We start from the raw sequence: 16,948 nt of genomic DNA, 5'->3' as shown, positions 1-16,948 counted from the left end.
GGGAAGAGGTGGGACGGGAACGGGAAGAGGTGGGACGGGAAGAGGCGGGAGGGGACCGGCCGGGTCCCGGGCGGGCGGAGGGCTTTCTAGACTGGTGGGGTGATGGAGCAAGAGCTGCGCGGAGCCCTCGCCGCGCTCGTCGAGGGACTGCCCGCGCGGCAGGCGACAGCCGCCGTGGAGCGGCTGATCGCCAGCTACCGGGGCCGCACCCCCACCGAGTCCCCGGTCCTGCGGCACCGCGCGGACGTGGCGGCGTACGCCGCCTACCGCATGCCCGCCACCTTCGCCGCCGCGTCCGCCGCGCTGCGCGCGCTGGCCTTCCGTATCCCGGGCTGGGCGCCGGGCAGCCACCTGGATGTCGGCGGCGGTACCGGCGCCGCGACCTGGGCGGCGGCCGGGGTGTGGGGGGCGCCGCGCGTCACCACCGTGCTCGACTGGGCCGAGCCGGCGCTCGACCTCGGCCGTGAGCTGGCGGCCCGCGCGCCCGCCGGACCGCTGCCGGACGCGGAGTGGCGCCGTGGCTCGCTGCGCGGCGGCGGCGCCGAGCTGGCGCCCGCCGACCTGGTGACGGTCTCGTACGTGCTGGGCGAGCTGGCCGAGGAGGACCGGCGCGCGGCCGTGGACGCCGCCGTGGGCGCGGCGCGGCACGCGGTCGTTCTCGTCGAGCCGGGGACGCCGGAGGGGTACGCGCGCGTCATCGAGGCCCGGCGTGCGCTCATCGCCGCCGGGCTGCGGGTTCTCGCGCCGTGCCCGCACGACGGGGCCTGCCCGATCGTCCCGGGCGAGGACTGGTGTCACTTCTCCGTACGAGTCAGCCGTTCTTCTCTGCACCGCCGCGTGAAGGGCGGCGAACTGCCTTACGAGGACGAGAAGTTCAGCTATGTCGCGGCGGTGCGCGACTTGGGGGGCGCCCCGGGTGTCCCGGCGCCCGCGCGGATCGTCCGCAAGCCGCAGCTGCGCAAGGGCCAGGTCCTCCTGGACCTGTGCGAGCGGGAGGGCTCCCTCGCCCGCCGCACGGTCACCAAACGTGAGGGCCCGCGCTACCGCGAGGCCCGCAAGGCCGACTGGGGCGACCCCTGGCCCCCGGAGCCGGGGGATGCTGCGGCGGACTGAGGGGGCGGCGCGGGCGCCGGGCGTCGCGCGGGTGTCAGGTGCGCAGTTCCGCCGTCACGCACTTGACGCTGCCGCCGCCTTTGAGGAGTTCGGTCAAGTCGATGGGGACCGGGTCGTAGCCGCGCGAGCGGAGCGGGACGAGGAGGCCGGTCGCGGCCTGGGGGAGCAGGACGTGGTGGCCGTCGCTGACGGCGTTGAGGCCCAGCGCCGCCGCGTCCTGTTCCTCCGCCAGCAGCGCCTGGGGGAACAGCCGGGCGAGGACGGCCCGGCTGCCGGGGGAGAAGGCGGGCGGGTAGTACATGACGTCCTCCCGCTCGGGGTCGAGGACGCACAGCGCCGTGTCCAGGTGGTAGTAGCGCGGGTCGATCAGGTCGAGGCCGATGACGGGACGGCCGAAGAACTCCTGGGCCTCGCCGTGGGAGAGCGGGCTGCTGCGGAAGCCGCGCCCGGCCAGCAGCCACTGCCCGGTGACGGCGAAGTCGCCTTCGCCTTCGTTGATGTGCACAGGCTCGGTGACCTCGCCGAACCCGTGCGCGCGGTACCAGGCGCGGTGTGCCGCCGCCTCGTCCGCGCGCTCGGGATGCGCGAACCGGGCGCCCAGGACCTGGCCTTGGACGACGGTGGCGCCGTTGGCTGCGTACACCATGTCGGGCAGGCCCTGGACGGGGTCGAGGATCTCGACGGTGTGCCCGAGCGCGCGGTAGCGGTCGCGCAGGTCTTCCCACTGAGCGTGTGCGAGCCGCAGATCCACCGGCTTGCCGGGGTCCATCCAGGGGTTGATGGAGTAGGTGACGCGGAAGTGAGCCGGGGGGCACATCAGATAGCGGCGAGCTGCGTACAACGAAGGCTCCTCACGGGGTCGGTGCGCCTGTGCGGCCCATAGTCCTCCGGGAGGAGCCTTTTCGGGCGGAATTTGGCTGGATTATGGCGACCTCCCCGAGGGAGGAGCGCTCGTTCCCGCAACTCCGGCGATTGCTGTGATTACTGTGATTTCCGCGTGGGCTGTGTTGTCGGCGGCTTCGGTGTTCTAGGCGTTCTAGGCGTTCTAGGTGTTCTAGGTGTTCTAGGTGTTCTAGGTGTTTTCGGTGTTTTCGGTGTTTTGCAGCGCATCGCGCGACTCCCGCAGTCTGCGCAGGAGTTCGCGCTTCTGGGCGGCCGGATCGGCGCCGCCGCCGGGGCCGTGCCCGTCGTCCTGCCGCCCGCCCCGCAGGGCCTTGCGCGACATCCGCGTGCGTGTGCCGCCGACGCCCAGCATGTTTCCCGCACGTCCCTTGACCATGGGGTCTCCTCTCCTCGCTGCTTTCGGTTGCCGGTGCCGCCGGTCTTCCGGCCGGCAGGGTGATGCGCACCGAGACGGTTCGTCTCGTATGCGGTGTCGCCAGCATGCGCGAGATGCCTCGTTCAGTCAAGACGGTTCGTCTCGTCTCAGGCCCCTGTTAGATTCGGGGCATGTCCTCCACGCCTCAGTCACCCCGGGCCGCCCGGGCCCCCCGAGCCAAGGTTCCCGACACCACGCGCCGCAGCGCGCGCTCCCGCGCGGCGATCCTCGACGCCAGCATGGAACTGGTCGGTGAGGTCGGCTACAGCCGGCTGACCATCGAGGCCATCGCCGCCCGCGCCGGGGTGGGCAAGCAGACGATCTACCGCTGGTGGCCGTCCAAGGCGGCCGTGCTGCTCGACGCGCTGACCGCCGTGGTGGACGACGACGGGTACGCCGCGGCCCTCCCCGACACCGGGGACCTGGCGGCCGACTTGAAGGAGGTACTGCGCGCCACCGTCGATGAGTTCACCGATGCCGCCTTCGAGGCGCCCTACCGCGCGCTGGCCATCGCCTCGGCCGCCGACGCCCAACTGGCCGCCCAGTTCAACGAGCGGCTCCAGGAGCCGGGGCTGGCGGTCTACGCCGCACGGCTGCGCGCCGCTCAGCGGGCGGGCCAGATCGACGCCGACCTCGATGTGGGCCTGGCCGTCGAGATGCTGCTCGGCCCCTTCCAGCAGCGCTGGCTCGCCCGTTCGGGCCCGCTGACCTACGAGTTCACCGACCGGCTGGTCGAGATGTGCCTGCGCGCCTTCACGCCGCGCGGCACCCCCTGACGCCCGGCGTGCCGGTCCTCCCGAGGCGCCCGCCCCGGCAGCCCGCGCCGCCCCGCCCCCCGCGCCGCCCCTGGCACTCCGCGCCGGGCCCCGTGCGCCGTGCGCGCCCCGCCCCGCCCCGACTGCGGGAGTCCACCCCGACCGAGCGCGACGCGCGCTCCGTGCCGTACTCCTGCCGTGCCCGGAGCCGGCCGCCTCCGCCCCGCCCTCCGGCCGCTCGGCCCGCCCCCGCGCCGCTCAACCCCGCCCCCGGCCCGTCAGCTTGCCCGGCGCGTCCGTGACGATGCCCTTGAAGCCGAGTCGCAGCATCCGGTCGCGCGCGGCACGGGTGTTGACCGTGTGTGACCACACGTACCGGATGCCCGACGTCACTGCCTTGCGGGCATTCCGGTCCGACGTGCGGTAGTCGACGCTCAGCATGGTGACGTACCGCCTCCAGCGGTCCGGGTGGTCGCTCTTGAGCTGGCGGGGCGAGCGCCACACCGCCGTGCGCAGCCCCAGCCGGTGGGACGCGGCGGCCAGGGGCAGCCTGTTGGTCTCCAGGAGCACCGAGCGGGTCAGCTTCCGCTCGCGCAGCATCCGGTGCAGCCGCGTCAGTCCTGCCGGGTCCTTGAGTTCCAGCATCAGCGCGGTGCGCCCGCCGAAGCGGTCCAGGATCTCCGCGACGGTCGGCGGACGCTCGGCCCGCCAGCGGCCCGGCAGCCCGCGCGGGGGCCGCAGCCGTACGCGGTTCCAGCCCGCGCGGTCGAGCGCGGCGACCGGGCCGTGCCGGTTGGTGGTGCGATCGAGGGTCGCGTCGTGCATCGCGACGAGTGTGCCGTCCCGCAGCATCCGGATGTCCACGTCCAATACCGGCGCGTAACGCTTGGCGTAGGTGGCCGCCAGCCCCTGCATGCTGTTCTCGGGCACTTCGAGCGCGCCGCCCCGGTGCGCGGTGTAGGCGATCGGGGGCAGCCGGTCGAGCAGCGGGGCACCCCGGGGGGCGGCGCGCGAGGAGCCGGCTCTGGAATCCGCCGATGCGGCGGAGCGCGCGGCGGTGTGTGCGGGGGCTGCGTGCGCCGGGGCCGCGGGGGAGACGAGGGTCAGCGACATCAGTGGGACGAGAAGCGCCTTGGTGACCATGGCCACCAAGCTAAAGGCGCATATGCGGATGTGCCGGGCGGATCGTCCGCACGAGTGGCACGGTGGAGTGACGCGGAGGACCCCGCGTACCGGATCGCCCGCGAGGGGGCGCAGGATAGAGCAGAGACATCCGTGATCCGTGGATTCCGGCCTCAGCGCGCCTCGTAGCTGCGTACCCTCGGTATTCACGGTTCCCGGTCGCGGAGTGAGGCGGTAGATGGAACGCGAGAGCAGGATCGCCCAGTGGTTGCGCCGGAAGGCCGCGCGGCCTTCCACGGCCAAGGGCAAGGGGACCCGCAGGTGGGGTGCGCGCGGCGACCGGCCCGCAGCGCTCGCCGAGGCGGCCCGCGACCGAGAGTCCCTCCTGCTCACCGCCGCCGAGGCCGGATTCCCGCTGGCCCCCGCGGCCCACCCGTCCGGATACGGCTGTTCCTGCGTCCGGATCGGCTGCCCCACCCCGGGCCGGCACCCCGTCTCCTTCGCCTGGCAGACGCAGGCCACCACCGACCGGGCCCAGATCGAGCGCTGGCTGCACGCCGAGCCGCAGGCGAACTTCATCACCGCCACCGGCCGCTCCCACGACGTGCTCGACGTCCCCACCGAAGCCGGGTACGCCGCGCTGGACCGCCTCGAAGAGCTGGAGAAGACCGCCGATCCCGGGGAGCCGGCGCTCGGCCCCGTCGCGCTCGTGGGGGAGGACAGGATGCTGTTCTTCACCGCCACGCGCGGCACCCCGGAGGACGAGGACGAGTGGTGGCCCTGCGAGCTGGACTGCCACCCCGAGACGATGGACGAGCACCCCGGGCTGCGCTGGCACTGCCGGGGCAGCTATGTGCTGCTGCCCCCGGCCCGGCTGCCCGACTACCCCGACGACGAGACCGGGGTGCGCTGGCTGCGTCCTCCCGAGCCCGGTGCGGTGCTGCCCGAGCCGCTGGTGCTGCTGGAGACGCTGACCGACGCCTGCGTGGAGTACGCCATCAGCATCGAGGGCCGGGAAGAGGCCGCGCCCTGGCCCGTCCGCTGAGCCCGGTCGCCTCTCGGCGGCCCGTCCGCTGCGCCCGGCTCCGCCTCGGCGCTGAGCCTGCCCCGCCTTGCGGCGTGACGGGCTCAGCTGCCCCGGGCCGCCGTCAGGCCCTCGATGCGGCTCAGGAAGGCGATCTTGCCGTTGGACTTCTTCGGGGGGACCTTGACCGCCTGTTCGGAGATCCGCATGAACGTCACCGACTGCTTCGGTGTGCCCGACATCAACGCCTTGACCAGCGGCTCTTTGATCTTCGGATGGTAGCCGCGCGGCAGCGTCTGCTTGTGGTGGTGGCGGGAGGTGAAGAAGGCCAGCGCGCCGCCGTCCGCCGTGCGCAGCCCGAACGGCGCGAACTGCGGTGCCTCGGCCGTCTGTTCCGCGAACTCGTTGCGCACGTCCGTGCGCTTGCCCAGCTCGACGCGCCGCTCCCGCAGCCGGGTGGTGTGCACCCCGGAGGTGAAGTCGTCGCCCGCGCCGTCCTGGAGGTAGCGCGTGTAGGTCCTGCTCAGCTTGTCCGGCGCCAGCGTCAGCCCGGAGGCGCTGCCGGTCGGTACGGCCTCGACGTTGCCGTCCTTGTCGCGTGCGAACCGGGGCAGCGCGCGGGGGGCCACCACCGCCAGGTAGGACGCCTTCCACGGGCCCTGGGCGCGATCGCGCTGGAAGACGAACAGCCAGCGGCCGGGCCCCTGGCGGTTGCTCCGGGAGTCGGTGACGAAGAACTTCGGCCAGCCCGCCTGCTTCGGGATCAGATAGCGGGTGTCGGTCAGCTTCAGCGGCCGGTAGTCCGGGTTGCCCTTGGGGTGGACTTCCTTGCGGGACTTGAGGCCCGCCTGGTCGATGGCGCCGAGCGCGCCGGTCTCGATCGAGGCGTTCAGCTTCGTGTCGTACGCGGTGTTGGCCCGGTTGTTCTTGACCGTGAAGGTCTCCAGGATCTTCACGGCCTCGCCCTTGCTGACGGCCGGGATGACCGCGTCCTCGCCGTGCACCGTGACACAGCCGGTGAGCGAGGCGAGCAGCGCCCCGGTTGTCAGCGCAGCGGCCAGCGGTATGCGCGGGGCCTTACCGGCCCTCATCCCCTTCACCTGGTTCCACCCTCCCCGACTGTCGGCGAAGGCACCCTACCCTGCGTGGTCTGGCGCGCGGCGCGGCGGCTGGGCACAGTAGGCGCGGCGGGCGGGGCCGGAGGCCCAGTCGGGACCACGGGTACGAAGGTGCGAAGCGGTCGAGTGGCCGAGTGGCGAGGGAAGGGCGAGGGGCCTCATGGGGCAGGGGAGCGGATCCGGTACGAGTGGGTCCGGTTCGGGCGGATCCGGTACCGGCGGGTCCGGTGCGAACGGATACCGGGCAGCGCTGCGGGAATTACGCGGCGCGCAGAAGACGGCGAAGGGCGTCTCGCTCTACTCGCGCCACATCAACCGGCCGTTGGGCCGCGTGTTCGCGGCGGCGGCGCACCGCGTCGGGCTCGGGCCGAACCAGGTCACGCTGCTGAGCGCGGCGTTCAGCTTCGCGGGCGTCACGGCCGTGGCGCTCGTGCGGCCCTCCTGGACGCTGGGGGTGTGCGTCTACGCCGCGCTCGTCGTCGGCTTCGCGCTGGACTCGGCCGACGGGCAGCTCGCTCGGCTGCGCGGCGGCGGCAGTCCGGCGGGGGAGTGGCTGGACCATGTCGTGGACTGCGCCAAGATCGTGGCCCTGCACTCCGCCGTGCTGATCTCCTTCCACCGCTTCGCCGCGCTGCCGGGCGAGGGCTGGCTGCTGCTGCCGCTCGGCTTCCAGCTGGTCGCGGTGCTGATCTTCTTCGGCGGGCTGCTCACCGACAAACTGCGCCCGCGTCCGTCCGCCCCACCGCCCGCCGCGGGGGGCCCCGACGCCGTCCCGGGCAGCCCGGGCCCCTCCCGGCTGCGGGCGGTCGCGCTGCTGCCGGTCGACTACGGCGTCTTCTGCGCCGTCTTCCTGCTGCTGGGCGGCCCGGGGCCCTTCCGGGCCGCCTACGCGGCGCTGTTCGGGTGCTACGCGCTCTTCCTGGCCGCGTTCTGCGTCAAATGGTTCCGGGAACTGTCCCGCGGCTGACGGACTCGGGCGGCGCCAGCGTGTCCAGCACGCGGCGCAGCTGAGTGCTGGAGGTATGCACGGTGTACGGGAAGTAGACGACTTCCACGCCCACCGTACGGAAGTCGGCCTCCAGCCGGTCACCTTTGGGCGTACCCCGCCAGTCGTCGCCCTTGAAGAGGACGTCGAAGCGGACCTGCTGCCAGGTCTCCAGCTTGTCGGGCACCGTCTCCACGAACGCGCCGTCCACGAAGCGGATGCTGCGCACGATCTGGAGCCGTTCCACGAGCGGGATCACCGGCGGGCGGCCCTTGGCGCGCTCGGCCATCTCGTCCGAGACCACACCCGCCACCAGGTAGTCGCAGTGGGCGCGGGCGTGCCGCAGCAGGTTCAGATGGCCGACGTGGAACAGGTCGTAGGCACCGGGCGCGTAGCCGACGGTGTGGGCCGTACGGGTCATACAAGTCCCCCCAGGACATGAGCCGTTGACGTACGCGTCGGCCCTCCCCAGGCCGTCGCGTCGCTGAATGCAACCACAACGAGGCGAAAACGGGGACATGTTGGGGAAATGATGTACGACAGGCGTTAGGCTGCGCGAGGGGAATCAAGGGGACGTATGGGGGGATCCATGGGGAAGCGCAGCGGTGTGCCCGCACGCCGTGTGGTGCTCGTGTCGACCAACTACGCACCGGAGCGGGCCGGAATCGGCCCGTACGCCGCCCAGCTGGCCGAACACTGGGCGGCCCGGGGTGACTTGGACGTCCATGTGCTCGCCGGGATGCCGCACTACCCCGCCTGGCGCACCGATCCGGCCTACCGGGGCCGCTGGCGGCTCACCGAGGAGCGCGCCGGGGTGCGCGTGCACCGCCGCAGGCACACCGTCCCCGCCCGGCAGAGCGCGCTGCGCCGGGTGCTGTACGAGGCGTCCATCCTGGGCCACGGTCTGCTCGCGCCGCCCCGCACCGGCGGCCCGCCCGACCTGGTCGCCGCCCAACTGCCCAGCCTCGCAGGGGGGATACTGGCCGCGCGCCTGGCCCGCGCGGCGAAGGTGCCGTTCGTGCCCGTCGTCCAGGACCTCATGGGCGCGGCGGCGGCCCAGAGCGGCATCCGGGGCGGCGACCGGGCCGCCGCCCTGGCGGCCTCCGTCGAGCGGCGGGTGCTGACCTCCGCGACCCTCGTCGGTGTCATCCACGAGAGCTTCGTCGAGCGCGTCACCGCGCTGGGCGTGCCGCGCTCCCGCGTGCGCACCGTCCCCAACTGGTCCCACATCGCGCCCCCCACGCGCCCGCGCGCCGAGACCCGCGCCCGCCTCGGCTGGGCCGAGGGCGAGACCGTCGTGCTGCACTCGGGCAACATGGGCCTCAAGCAGGGCCTGGAGGTGCTGGTCGAGGCTGCCCGCCTCGATCCCGGGCTGCGCGTCGTCCTGATGGGCGACGGCAACCAGCGACGGCAGCTCGCCGCGCTGGCGGCGCCGCTGCCCAACGTCGCACTGTTGCCCCCCGTGCCCGAGGGCGAGTTCCCCGAGGTGCTGGCCGCCGCCGATGTGCTGGCCGTCACCCAGCGCGCCGCCGTCCTCGACATGAGCGTCCCCTCCAAGCTCACCTCCTACTTCGCCGCCGGCCGCCCCGTGATCGGCTCGGTCGCCGAAGGCGGCGGCACGGCAGGGGAGTTACGCCGCTCGGGCGCCGCGCTGCTCGTCCCGCCCGAGGACCCGCGCGCACTGGCCGACGGCATACGCACCCTGGCCGCCGACCCCGCGCACGCCGCGGCGCTCGGCGAGACGGGCCGCGCCTACGCCACCGAGCGCCTCGGCAGCGCGGCCGGACTCGCCCGGCTCACCGCCCTGCTGGACGAGGCGCTGGCCGCCCCCGGCCAGGGGCCCGCCCCCGGCGCGGGCCCCGCGTTCCGGGGGGCTCGCGCATGAGCGCGGGTGCCGCGGCGGCGCCGGGCGGGGCGCGTTCGGCTCCCGCGCCCGCCCCTGCCCATGACGAGCCCGACCTGCTGCGCGACCAGTTCCGCCAACTGCTGCGCTACCGCTGGCTGATCCTCCTCGGCGTGCTCCTCGGCGTCCTGGGCGGCGGCTGGCTCGGCGTCAGCGGCGGCGACTCCTACACCGCGACCACCGAGATCACCGTGCGGCTCCTGCCGACCGACGGCGCGGGCGAGGACCGGCCGCGCGGCGAGATCAGCATGGGCTCCGAGCGGCGCACCGCGCTCAGCAGCGTCGTCGCCGAGCGCGCGGCCCGCGACCTGAAGACCCGTACGGACCCGGGCGAGCTCGCAGCGCCGCTCCAGGTCACCAACCCGCCCGAGACCCAGATGCTGCGCTTCGCCTACACCGCCGCCGACCCGAAGACGGCGGCCCGCGACGCCAACGCCTTCGCGCAGGCGTACCTCGGCAACCGCGAGTCCGACGCCGCCGCCGGTCTCGGCCGCATCGTCCACGCCTACGAGAAGCAGCTCGAACCGCTCGTCAAGGAGCGCGACCGGCTCGCCGACGAGATCGCCGGGGCCGGCGAGCGCGGCGCCCTGGACGGCACCGTCTCCGCGCACTCCTCGGCCGTCACCCGCATCGCGGAACTGAGCAGCAGCATCAGTTCGCTGCGCGCCCAGGACACCACCCCCGGCCGGATCGTCACCAAGGCCACCCCGCCCGCCGCACCCGCCGGGCCCGGACTCGCGCTGATGCTCGGCCTCGGGGCCGCCGTGGGCATCGGCCTCGGGCTGCTCGCCGCCTGGGTACGTCTCGTCTTCGACCCGGCGGTACGCACCCCCGGCGACGTCGTACGCGCCCTGCACGCGCCCGTGCTGGGCACACTGCCGCGCCCGCGCCGCTTCGCGCGCCTCGCACGCGGCGCGCGCGCGGACCGGGACCGTGACGGGGGCCGGGACGGGGGGCGTCCCGGCGGCCCGCCGCGTGGCCGCCCCGCGCGCGGCTCGCTGCTCGCGGACGGGCGGCGGGCCGAGGAGTACCGGTCGGTCGCCTTCCGGCTGGCCTACGACGAGACGTTCGCGCGCCGCCGCCGGATCCTCATCGTCTCGCCGCGCGGCAGCATCGCCACGGCGCTCGCCACCTCCGTCAACCTGTCGGCCTCGTTCGCGGAGATGGGCAAGGACGTGCTGCTCGTCGAGGCCGACCTGCGCACACCCTCGCTCACCGAGCGGCTCCAGCAGGCCGACGGTGTCCGGCCCGGGTGGGCCCGCCCGCCCGGCCACGGCACCATCGGCTGGCCCGCCGGGCTGCGCGTGCCCATCGACGCGGGGGAGTCGGGCGTCTTCGACCTCGTGCCCGGCCACCGCGTCAGCAAGGTGCCCCGCGCGCTCACCTCCTCGGCCGCCACCCAGCTGCTCGCGCACGCCGACCAGGGCGGCTCGGTCGTCGTCGTGCTGGCCCCCGCCGTGCTGTCCTACGCGGACGCCATCGCGCTGATCGACCGCGTGGACTGCGTGCTGATCGTGTGCGACCCCAGGGAGGTGCGCCGCGACGAGCTGGTGCGGGTACGGGAATTGGTGGTGGGGGCCGGGGGCGTGGTGCTCGGCGCGCTGCTGCACTCGCACGGCGCCGCGAAGAGCCGACCGCCCAAGAGCCGTTCGCCCAGAGGGCGTTCGGCCAAGGGGAGTTCGGCCGACGGGCGGGCCGAGCCGCCGCTCCCGCCGTCCCGGGCGGCCCCGCCCGGCCTGCATGTGATGGACCGGTGACGGTCCCCGCACCACCCCCGGCCACCCTCACCGGGGTACGGGTCGCGGAAACGGCACCGCGCGCGGTCCTCTCGCGCGCGCTGACCGTACCGCTGGTCCTCGGCCTGGTGGCCGTCCTGCCCGGCGCTGTCGCCACCGCGCCGGGGCCGGGCCCGCACGACACCGCCTACTGGCTCCAGTTGGCGACCTGCGCCTACGCCGGTACCCGGCTGGCTGCCATGGTGCTGACGGCCCGGCGCCGGCTGATCCAGAGCGCCTTCTGGCTGTTCGTCTACATCGCCATGGGCATCGCCCCGCTCGCCCAGACCGTGCTGGACGCCACCCCCACACCCGTGGTGGGCCCCCGGGCCGACACGGTGCTGGCGACGGCGCTGGTGCTGGCGGGGCTCGTCGCGTTCGATGTGGGCGCCGTGCTGGCGCGGCACCGGCCGCCGCTGCGCAGCAGGCTGCACGAGCGGCACCGTCCGGCCGCCACCGTGCACCGGCCGCGCCTCTACCTCCTGGTGGCCGTGGCACTGGTGGGCAGCGGACTGCTGGTCGTGCGACTGGGCGGGCCCGCCGTCTTCTTCAGCAACCGGCAGGAGATCAGCGAGAGCGTCGCGGGTGCGACCGCCGGGGCGGGCGCGGAGGCGGCGTCCGAGGCGGGCTCCGCGTTCTTGCGCGGGTTCGGTACGGTGCCCGCGCTGCTGGCGCTGCTCTTCCTCACCCGGTGGCTGGTCACCTCGCGCGCGGCCCGCCGCCGTCCGCTGGTGCCGCTGCTGTGGCTGGCGATGTTCGGACTGAACGCCGTCGTCAACAACCCGGTGTCCAACCCGCGTTACTGGTTCCTGACCGTACTGTTCTCGCTGCTGTTCACGGCGTTCCCGCGCAGCCCGGTGATGTACCGCGCCGCGCTCGCGCTGGGGGTGGCGATCGCGCTGGTGGTCTTCCCGTTCGCGGACAAGTTCCGCTACGAGGAGGGCGCAGACCGGCCCCAGCCCAGCGGCTCGCTGCTGGAACCGCTGACGATGAAGGACTACGACCAGACGGGCATGCTGGCCAACACCATCACCTTCGTCGGCTCGGGCGAGGGCCACAGCTACGGCAGGCAGCTCACCGGGACCGTGCTGTTCTTCGTGCCCCGCTCGGTGTGGACGGGCAAGCCGCACGATCCGGGCACGCGGGTCGGGCAGTGGATGGGCATGCCCTACCCCAACCTCTCCTCCCCGCTGTGGGCCGAACTGTGGCTGGACTTCGGCCCGTTGGGCATGGCGCTGGGCTTCGCCGGGGTGGGCTACGCCGCCGCCCGCGCGGACCGCCGCTACGCGCGGCGCACGGAGGAGGAGGGCGCGGCCCGGGACGCGGGAGAGGCCGGGAAATCCGGGGGCCCTGACGGTTCGGGCGGACCCGGCGGGCCGGTGGAGGGGCCGGGCAGTGTGCTGGCCGTCGTGGTGCCGCTCGTGGCCGGTTACAGCTTCATCCTGTTGCGCGGCTCTCTGCTCCAGGGGATGGGCAGGGTGGGCATCGCGGTGGTGTGCGTGCTGCTCGTCACGACGTTCCGCCGGGGCCGGGAGTCGCAGCCGCGCTGAGCCCGCCGCCGTCGTCGGCCGTGCGGCCTTGACCGAGGGTGCCGCCTTCGCCGGCCGCGCTGCTTTCGCCGGCCGCGCCGCTTTCGCCGACGGTGCTGCTTTCGCCGAGGGGGCCTCCTTCGCTCACCGAGCCGCCTTCGGCCGCGTCGGCCTCGCCTGCCCCGTCGGTCTCGCCTGCCCCGTCGTCCGCCGGCTCCGGTGTACGCAGCACCCGCGCGGCCCGCAGCCAGCTCGCCGCGCACTTGGCGGCCGAGCCCAGGCACAGGCCCCACGCGGCGCCCAGCACTCCGCCGAGCGCGTACCCCGTCAGCATGCAGCCCACCGACATCAGCGAGAAGACGAGCTGGATCGGCAAGGTGGTGCGCGGGCGCAGTACCCGCAGTGTCAGCAACCCGCAGGTGCCCAGCGCCATCGCCGCGTACTGGCTGCCGGTGGCGGGCAGCAGATGCGCGGCCGGGCCCCAGGTCTCACCCAGCAGGGCGCGGCCGTAGCGGTCCGGCAGCAGCACCAGCACCCCGGTCCACCCGGCCGCGATCCCGGCCAGCACGCCGCCCGCAGTGAACGCGGCCCGCGCCGCCCGGCGTTGGCCGGGAAGGCGGTTCAAGAGGGGCGGGCCGAAGCCGGTCGCGGCGTTGAACAGCACGTTCATGGGGCCGTAGAGCGTGCCGGCGCCGCGCAGCGCGCCCACCGCCAGCGGGTTGGCGATCAGCCCGAGCCCGATGACGGCGAGCTGGGTGCCCGCGTTGCCCACCCCGAACTCCACCGCGAACCTGCGCCCCAGGTGGCCCCGCCGCAGATAGCGGCCCGCGCCCGGACCCGCCGCCTCGTCCGCATCCGCCGCCCCCGCCTCGGCGGTTCGGCCGTGCAGCAGCCACAGGGCCAGGCCCAGCGCGGGGAGCGCCGACAGGCCCCAGACGGCGATCAGCCGCGCCGCGCCCGCGCCGTGCGGTTGCGCCGCGAGCGCGGGGAGGACGGCGGCCATGCGCAACAGGTCGGCGCTGAGCGCGTGGTGGGGCAGCCGCAGGGTCGAGAAGGCGTAGCGGGTGGTGTCCTGGGTGAGCACGATCGGCAGCATCAGAGCGAGGGCGGCCAGGCCCGTCGGGGTCTCCCCGCCCACCGCCCACAGCGCGGCGGCGGCCGGGAGCCCCACGGCGGTGGCGGCCGTCGCGGTGAAGGTCACCGCCGACCGGCACGCGCGCGCGACGGCGGCGGGGGAGCCGTTCTCCAGCACGAGGACCTGGCCGACGAAGGCGACGGTCAGGCCGAGCAGCACCGTGAAGACGGTGTAGACGACGGAGAAGGTGGCGAAGGCCGCCGCGCTGGATTGCCGGGCGGCGACGACGAGTACGGCGATGTTCGTCGCGGCGGCCACTCCTTGGTCGGCGACGGAGCTGAGGACGGCCGCCTTGCGCCCCCGCCCCGCCCGGCGTCCCGCCGGGCGTCCCGGCGTGCCCCTCATGTGCGTACACCCCCCGCCGCCCCTGTCGCCGTCCCGGTCGTCCTCGTCCCCGTTCCTGTCCCTGTCCCTGTCCCCGTCCCCGTCCCCGTTCCCGTCTCCGGGGGCGGGAACAGAACCGAACAGGGCACGTTTTTCGGGATATCAGCTACTATTCCCCCCACGCGCCCGGCCAGGGCGCACTCGTGAGGGGGGCTCACCATGAGGGCGCTGCACGTCGTCACGCTGCATACGCCGACACACGATTTCGGGGGGCCCACCAGGGTCGCCCTCAACCTGTGCGGGGGTCTGCGCGCGGCGGGGGAGCAGGCGGCGCTGGTCGCGTTGGGGGACGGGTTCCCCGCCGGGCCGCTCCCGCGCGAGGTGGACGGCGTTCCGGCGCGGCTCTTCCCGGCGCGCCATGTGCTGCCGCGCTTCGAGGTGAGCGGCATCACCTCCCCGTCGATGCTGGCCGGTGCTCCCGCGCTGCTGCGCTCGGCGGATGTCGTCCATGTGCACCTGATGCGCGATCTGGTGACGCTTCCGATGGCGTTGCTGGCCGCGCGGATGGGCCGCCCGCTGGTGCTCCAGACGCACGGCATGATCGATCCGACCCACAACCGGGTCGCGCGTGCCGTGGACGTGCTGGGTCTGCGGTGGGTGCTCAAGCACGCGGACGCGGTGCTGCATCTCACCGACACGGAGCGGGAGTTGACCCGCGCGGTGGTGGGACCCCCGGCGACGGCCCCCGCGATGGCCCCGGCGTACCGCCTCGTCAACGGCGTCGCGCCGCAGGCCATGCGCCCCCCGGCACCGGCCGGACGGCCGCCGACGGTGCTGTACTGCGCGCGGATCCAGGAGGGCAAGCGGCCCCAGGACTTCGTGGCCGCGATGCCGACGGTGCTGGCGAAGTACCCCCACGCCCGCTTCGTCATGGCGGGCCCGGACACCGGCGCGCTGGCCGGCGACATGCTGGCGCTGGCCCGTTCGCTGGGCGTGGGGCACGCACTGGAGTACATCGGGGCGCTCGACCACGCGGGGGTGCTGGCGCGGCTGCGCTCCAGCGATGTGTACGTACTGCCCTCCGTCAAGGACGCCTTCTCCGTCTCGGTACTGGAAGCGCTGTCCGTGGGTCTGCCCGTGGTGGTCACCCGCACCAACGGCCTGGCGCCGGAGATCGCGGCCTCCGGCGCCGGGCGGCTGGTGGACAGCGCGCCCGGCGACCCGGAGAACGGGACCCGGGTGGGCCGGGCGGTACTGGAACTGCTGGACCCGGCCGCCTCGGCCGCCGCCTCCGAGGCGGCCTGGCGGCTGGCCCGGGCCAGCTTCACCCTCGACGCGGTGGTGGACACGCTGCGCGGACTGTACGAGCGGGTCAGCGGCCCTCACCTCCCCGGCCCCCGCCGGACGCGGCCCGCGCGGGGGCTTCGTCCGGGGCGGCGGCCGAGCGCAGCTCGCGCGTCTTGAGTCCGATCTGCCAGCGGTAGAAGCTCATGGCCAGCGCGTAGTCCAGCCCGGCCCGGCCGTCGAGGAAGCCGCGCTTGTAGAGGTAGGCGTAGCCGAAGGAGACCAGCGGCTTGAGCGGTGCCCGGTGGAAGAGGCGGCCCTGCCGGGTCTTGGCCTGCCGGATCTGCTCCCGTACGGCGGGGTGGTGCTCCAGCCATGCCTCCCAGTCCGAGTAGCGGTTGTGCCGCTCGAACCAGGTGCGCACCGGGTCCAGGTCCCGGTGTTCGAGGGGCGCCGTCAGCCGCACCACCGGGTCGGCGAGCGGCTGGTAGTGGCCCTCCTGCTCGCCCATGCCGGGGGCGGCCAGATCATCGGGCTCGGGGAAGCGGCAGCGCGTGCGGTCCAGCAGGACGCGCTTGACGATGGTGTAGCCGTGCCGCAGCCGCCGCCCCGCGAACCAGTACCCGAGCGGGATGTCGAAGGCGGCGGGGCGCACCGTACGCCCCGGCACCGGGGTGAAGATCCGGCGTATCTCCGCGAGGAGTTCGGGGCTGGGCGTCTCGTCCCCGTCGAGGAAGAACAGCCAGTCGGTGTCGGGGTACACGTGCTCCAGGCACCACTGCTTCTTCTTCGGGTACGCGCCGTCCCAGGTGTACGGGACCACCTCGGCGCCCTCGGCCTTGGCGAGCGCCCGGGTGTCGTCCGTGCTGTCGGAGTCGACGACCACCACCCGCTCGAAGTGGTCGATGACCGACCGTACGGTCGTCACGATGTTCTCGGCCTCGTTCTTGGTCGGGATCGCGACGACCACCGGCAGCTTTTCCACGCTGGACCTCTCCGTTGCGTTCGTGTGTCGTTGTCGGGCCCTCGGCCTTCGGCGCCGTTCAGTCCTTGCCCGCGGCCTTGAGCAGCGGGGCGAACTTCGGGCACAGGTGCTTGACGGCGGGCCCCGCGCTGTCGATCTCGCCCGCCTTCAGCGCGCTGATGGCGTCCTTCTCGCTGGCTTTCGCCGTTGTGCGGATGCGGGCGCACGCGTTCTCGCCCGCCTCCAGGACCGCGGCGGGGTCCATGCCCCGGGGGACCCGCCGGGTCAGATAGTCCTTCTCCTTCTCGGTGAAGGAGCCGGTGGCCGGGGTCAGCCGGGCGCGGGGCAGCTTGGGTGTGCCCTTGTCCCCGACGGCCCGTTCGCCGCCGCCGTCCGCGGCCCGTTCGCCGCTGCCGTCCTTGCCCGGGGAGGCGGGCGCGGTGGCGCCGGGCGGGGCACTGTGGCCGTCCTTTCCGGCGCCGCCTCTCCCGCCCCCGCCAGGCCCGTTGTCGTCCCCGCCGCCTGCCCCGCATCCGGAGGCGAGCGCCACGGCGGCCGTCAGCATGACGGCCGCCACGGCGCTCACGGGGCCGCGCCCG

16 protein-coding genes are annotated in these 16,948 nt (G+C 74.2%); 8 read left to right on the top strand and 8 right to left on the bottom strand.

Annotated elements, in window-relative coordinates; all coding sequences use genetic code 11:
* Window positions 1-102 precede the first annotated feature (102 nt).
* Window positions 103-1,113: a small ribosomal subunit Rsm22 family protein gene (locus ABD339_RS02495; RefSeq protein ID WP_344562294.1), complete on the top strand. Its 1,011-nt coding sequence runs from the start codon at window positions 103-105 to the stop codon at window positions 1,111-1,113.
* Between the two features lie 34 nt (window positions 1,114-1,147).
* Here ABD339_RS02495 and ddaH read toward each other — a convergent pair whose 3' ends face one another.
* The gene (gene ddaH, locus ABD339_RS02490) at window positions 1,148-1,954 is read right to left on the bottom strand and encodes a dimethylargininase (protein ID WP_425575860.1); all 807 of its coding nucleotides are present in this window, start codon (window positions 1,952-1,954) and stop codon (window positions 1,148-1,150) included.
* A gap of 231 nt (window positions 1,955-2,185) precedes the next feature.
* Window positions 2,186-2,392, bottom strand: a complete 207-nt coding sequence (locus tag ABD339_RS02485) for a DUF6243 family protein (RefSeq protein ID WP_344561674.1) — start codon at window positions 2,390-2,392, stop codon at window positions 2,186-2,188.
* 170 nt (window positions 2,393-2,562) lie between these two features.
* Between ABD339_RS02485 and ABD339_RS02480 the strand changes: the two genes are divergently transcribed.
* Window positions 2,563-3,207 (top strand): TetR/AcrR family transcriptional regulator, encoded by a 645-nt coding sequence (locus ABD339_RS02480; protein ID WP_344561672.1) that lies wholly within the window; start codon window positions 2,563-2,565, stop codon window positions 3,205-3,207.
* A 237-nt stretch (window positions 3,208-3,444) separates the two neighbouring features.
* Here ABD339_RS02480 and ABD339_RS02475 read toward each other — a convergent pair whose 3' ends face one another.
* A complete protein-coding gene (locus ABD339_RS02475; protein WP_344561670.1) occupies window positions 3,445-4,329 on the bottom strand; it encodes a glycerophosphodiester phosphodiesterase in 885 nt (294 codons plus the stop codon).
* A gap of 217 nt (window positions 4,330-4,546) precedes the next feature.
* Here ABD339_RS02475 and ABD339_RS02470 point away from each other — a divergent pair, with 217 nt between their 5' ends.
* Complete coding sequence (locus ABD339_RS02470) at window positions 4,547-5,353, top strand: bifunctional DNA primase/polymerase (protein WP_344561668.1); 807 nt, start codon at window positions 4,547-4,549, stop codon at window positions 5,351-5,353.
* Between the two features lie 83 nt (window positions 5,354-5,436).
* On the opposite strand, the gene ABD339_RS02465 is transcribed toward ABD339_RS02470, so the two are convergent.
* Window positions 5,437-6,423 (bottom strand): SCO2278 family lipoprotein, encoded by a 987-nt coding sequence (locus ABD339_RS02465; RefSeq protein WP_344561666.1) that lies wholly within the window; start codon window positions 6,421-6,423, stop codon window positions 5,437-5,439.
* A gap of 187 nt (window positions 6,424-6,610) precedes the next feature.
* Here ABD339_RS02465 and ABD339_RS02460 point away from each other — a divergent pair, with 187 nt between their 5' ends.
* Complete coding sequence (locus ABD339_RS02460) at window positions 6,611-7,417, top strand: CDP-alcohol phosphatidyltransferase family protein (RefSeq protein WP_344561664.1); 807 nt, start codon at window positions 6,611-6,613, stop codon at window positions 7,415-7,417.
* Here the strand turns inward: ABD339_RS02460 and ABD339_RS02455 are convergent.
* A complete protein-coding gene (locus ABD339_RS02455; RefSeq protein ID WP_344561662.1) occupies window positions 7,386-7,856 on the bottom strand; it encodes an FAD synthase family protein in 471 nt (156 codons plus the stop codon). The two genes, ABD339_RS02460 and ABD339_RS02455, sit on opposite strands and share 32 nt — an antisense overlap.
* Before the next feature lie 168 nt (window positions 7,857-8,024).
* On the opposite strand from ABD339_RS02455, the gene ABD339_RS02450 reads away from it, so the two are divergent.
* From ABD339_RS02450 to ABD339_RS02440, 3 genes are read left to right on the top strand one after another with little or no spacing between them, the layout of a single operon-like run.
* Window positions 8,025-9,320, top strand: a complete 1,296-nt coding sequence (locus ABD339_RS02450) for a glycosyltransferase family 4 protein (RefSeq protein ID WP_344561660.1) — start codon at window positions 8,025-8,027, stop codon at window positions 9,318-9,320.
* Window positions 9,317-11,095: a lipopolysaccharide biosynthesis protein gene (locus ABD339_RS02445; RefSeq protein ID WP_344561658.1), complete on the top strand. Its 1,779-nt coding sequence runs from the start codon at window positions 9,317-9,319 to the stop codon at window positions 11,093-11,095. The genes ABD339_RS02450 and ABD339_RS02445 overlap by 4 nt, the downstream gene beginning before the upstream one ends.
* Window positions 11,092-12,663, top strand: coding sequence for an O-antigen polymerase (locus ABD339_RS02440; protein WP_344561656.1), 1,572 nt, complete (start codon window positions 11,092-11,094; stop codon window positions 12,661-12,663). The genes ABD339_RS02445 and ABD339_RS02440 overlap by 4 nt, the downstream gene beginning before the upstream one ends.
* Here the strand turns inward: ABD339_RS02440 and ABD339_RS02435 are convergent.
* Window positions 12,623-14,122, bottom strand: a complete 1,500-nt coding sequence (locus ABD339_RS02435) for an MATE family efflux transporter (RefSeq protein ID WP_344561654.1) — start codon at window positions 14,120-14,122, stop codon at window positions 12,623-12,625. The genes ABD339_RS02440 and ABD339_RS02435 overlap by 41 nt on opposite strands.
* A 198-nt stretch (window positions 14,123-14,320) precedes the next feature.
* Here ABD339_RS02435 and ABD339_RS02430 point away from each other — a divergent pair, with 198 nt between their 5' ends.
* Window positions 14,321-15,565, top strand: a complete 1,245-nt coding sequence (locus ABD339_RS02430; protein WP_344561652.1) for a glycosyltransferase — start codon at window positions 14,321-14,323, stop codon at window positions 15,563-15,565.
* Here ABD339_RS02430 and ABD339_RS02425 read toward each other — a convergent pair.
* Both ABD339_RS02425 and ABD339_RS02420 read right to left on the bottom strand, forming a co-directional pair.
* The gene (locus tag ABD339_RS02425) at window positions 15,474-16,370 is read right to left on the bottom strand and encodes a glycosyltransferase family 2 protein (RefSeq protein ID WP_344561649.1); all 897 of its coding nucleotides are present in this window, start codon (window positions 16,368-16,370) and stop codon (window positions 15,474-15,476) included. The genes ABD339_RS02430 and ABD339_RS02425 overlap by 92 nt on opposite strands.
* A gap of 58 nt (window positions 16,371-16,428) precedes the next feature.
* A complete protein-coding gene (locus tag ABD339_RS02420; RefSeq protein ID WP_344561647.1) occupies window positions 16,429-16,935 on the bottom strand; it encodes a hypothetical protein in 507 nt (168 codons plus the stop codon).
* Between the last annotated feature and the right edge of the window lie 13 nt (window positions 16,936-16,948).

This window comes from Streptomyces axinellae (assembly GCF_039532135.1).
Lineage (GTDB): Bacteria > Actinomycetota > Actinomycetes > Streptomycetales > Streptomycetaceae > Streptomyces > Streptomyces axinellae.
The sequence above is the reverse complement of the archived record's forward strand: the minus strand, read 5'-3'. Positions and strand labels throughout refer to the sequence as shown.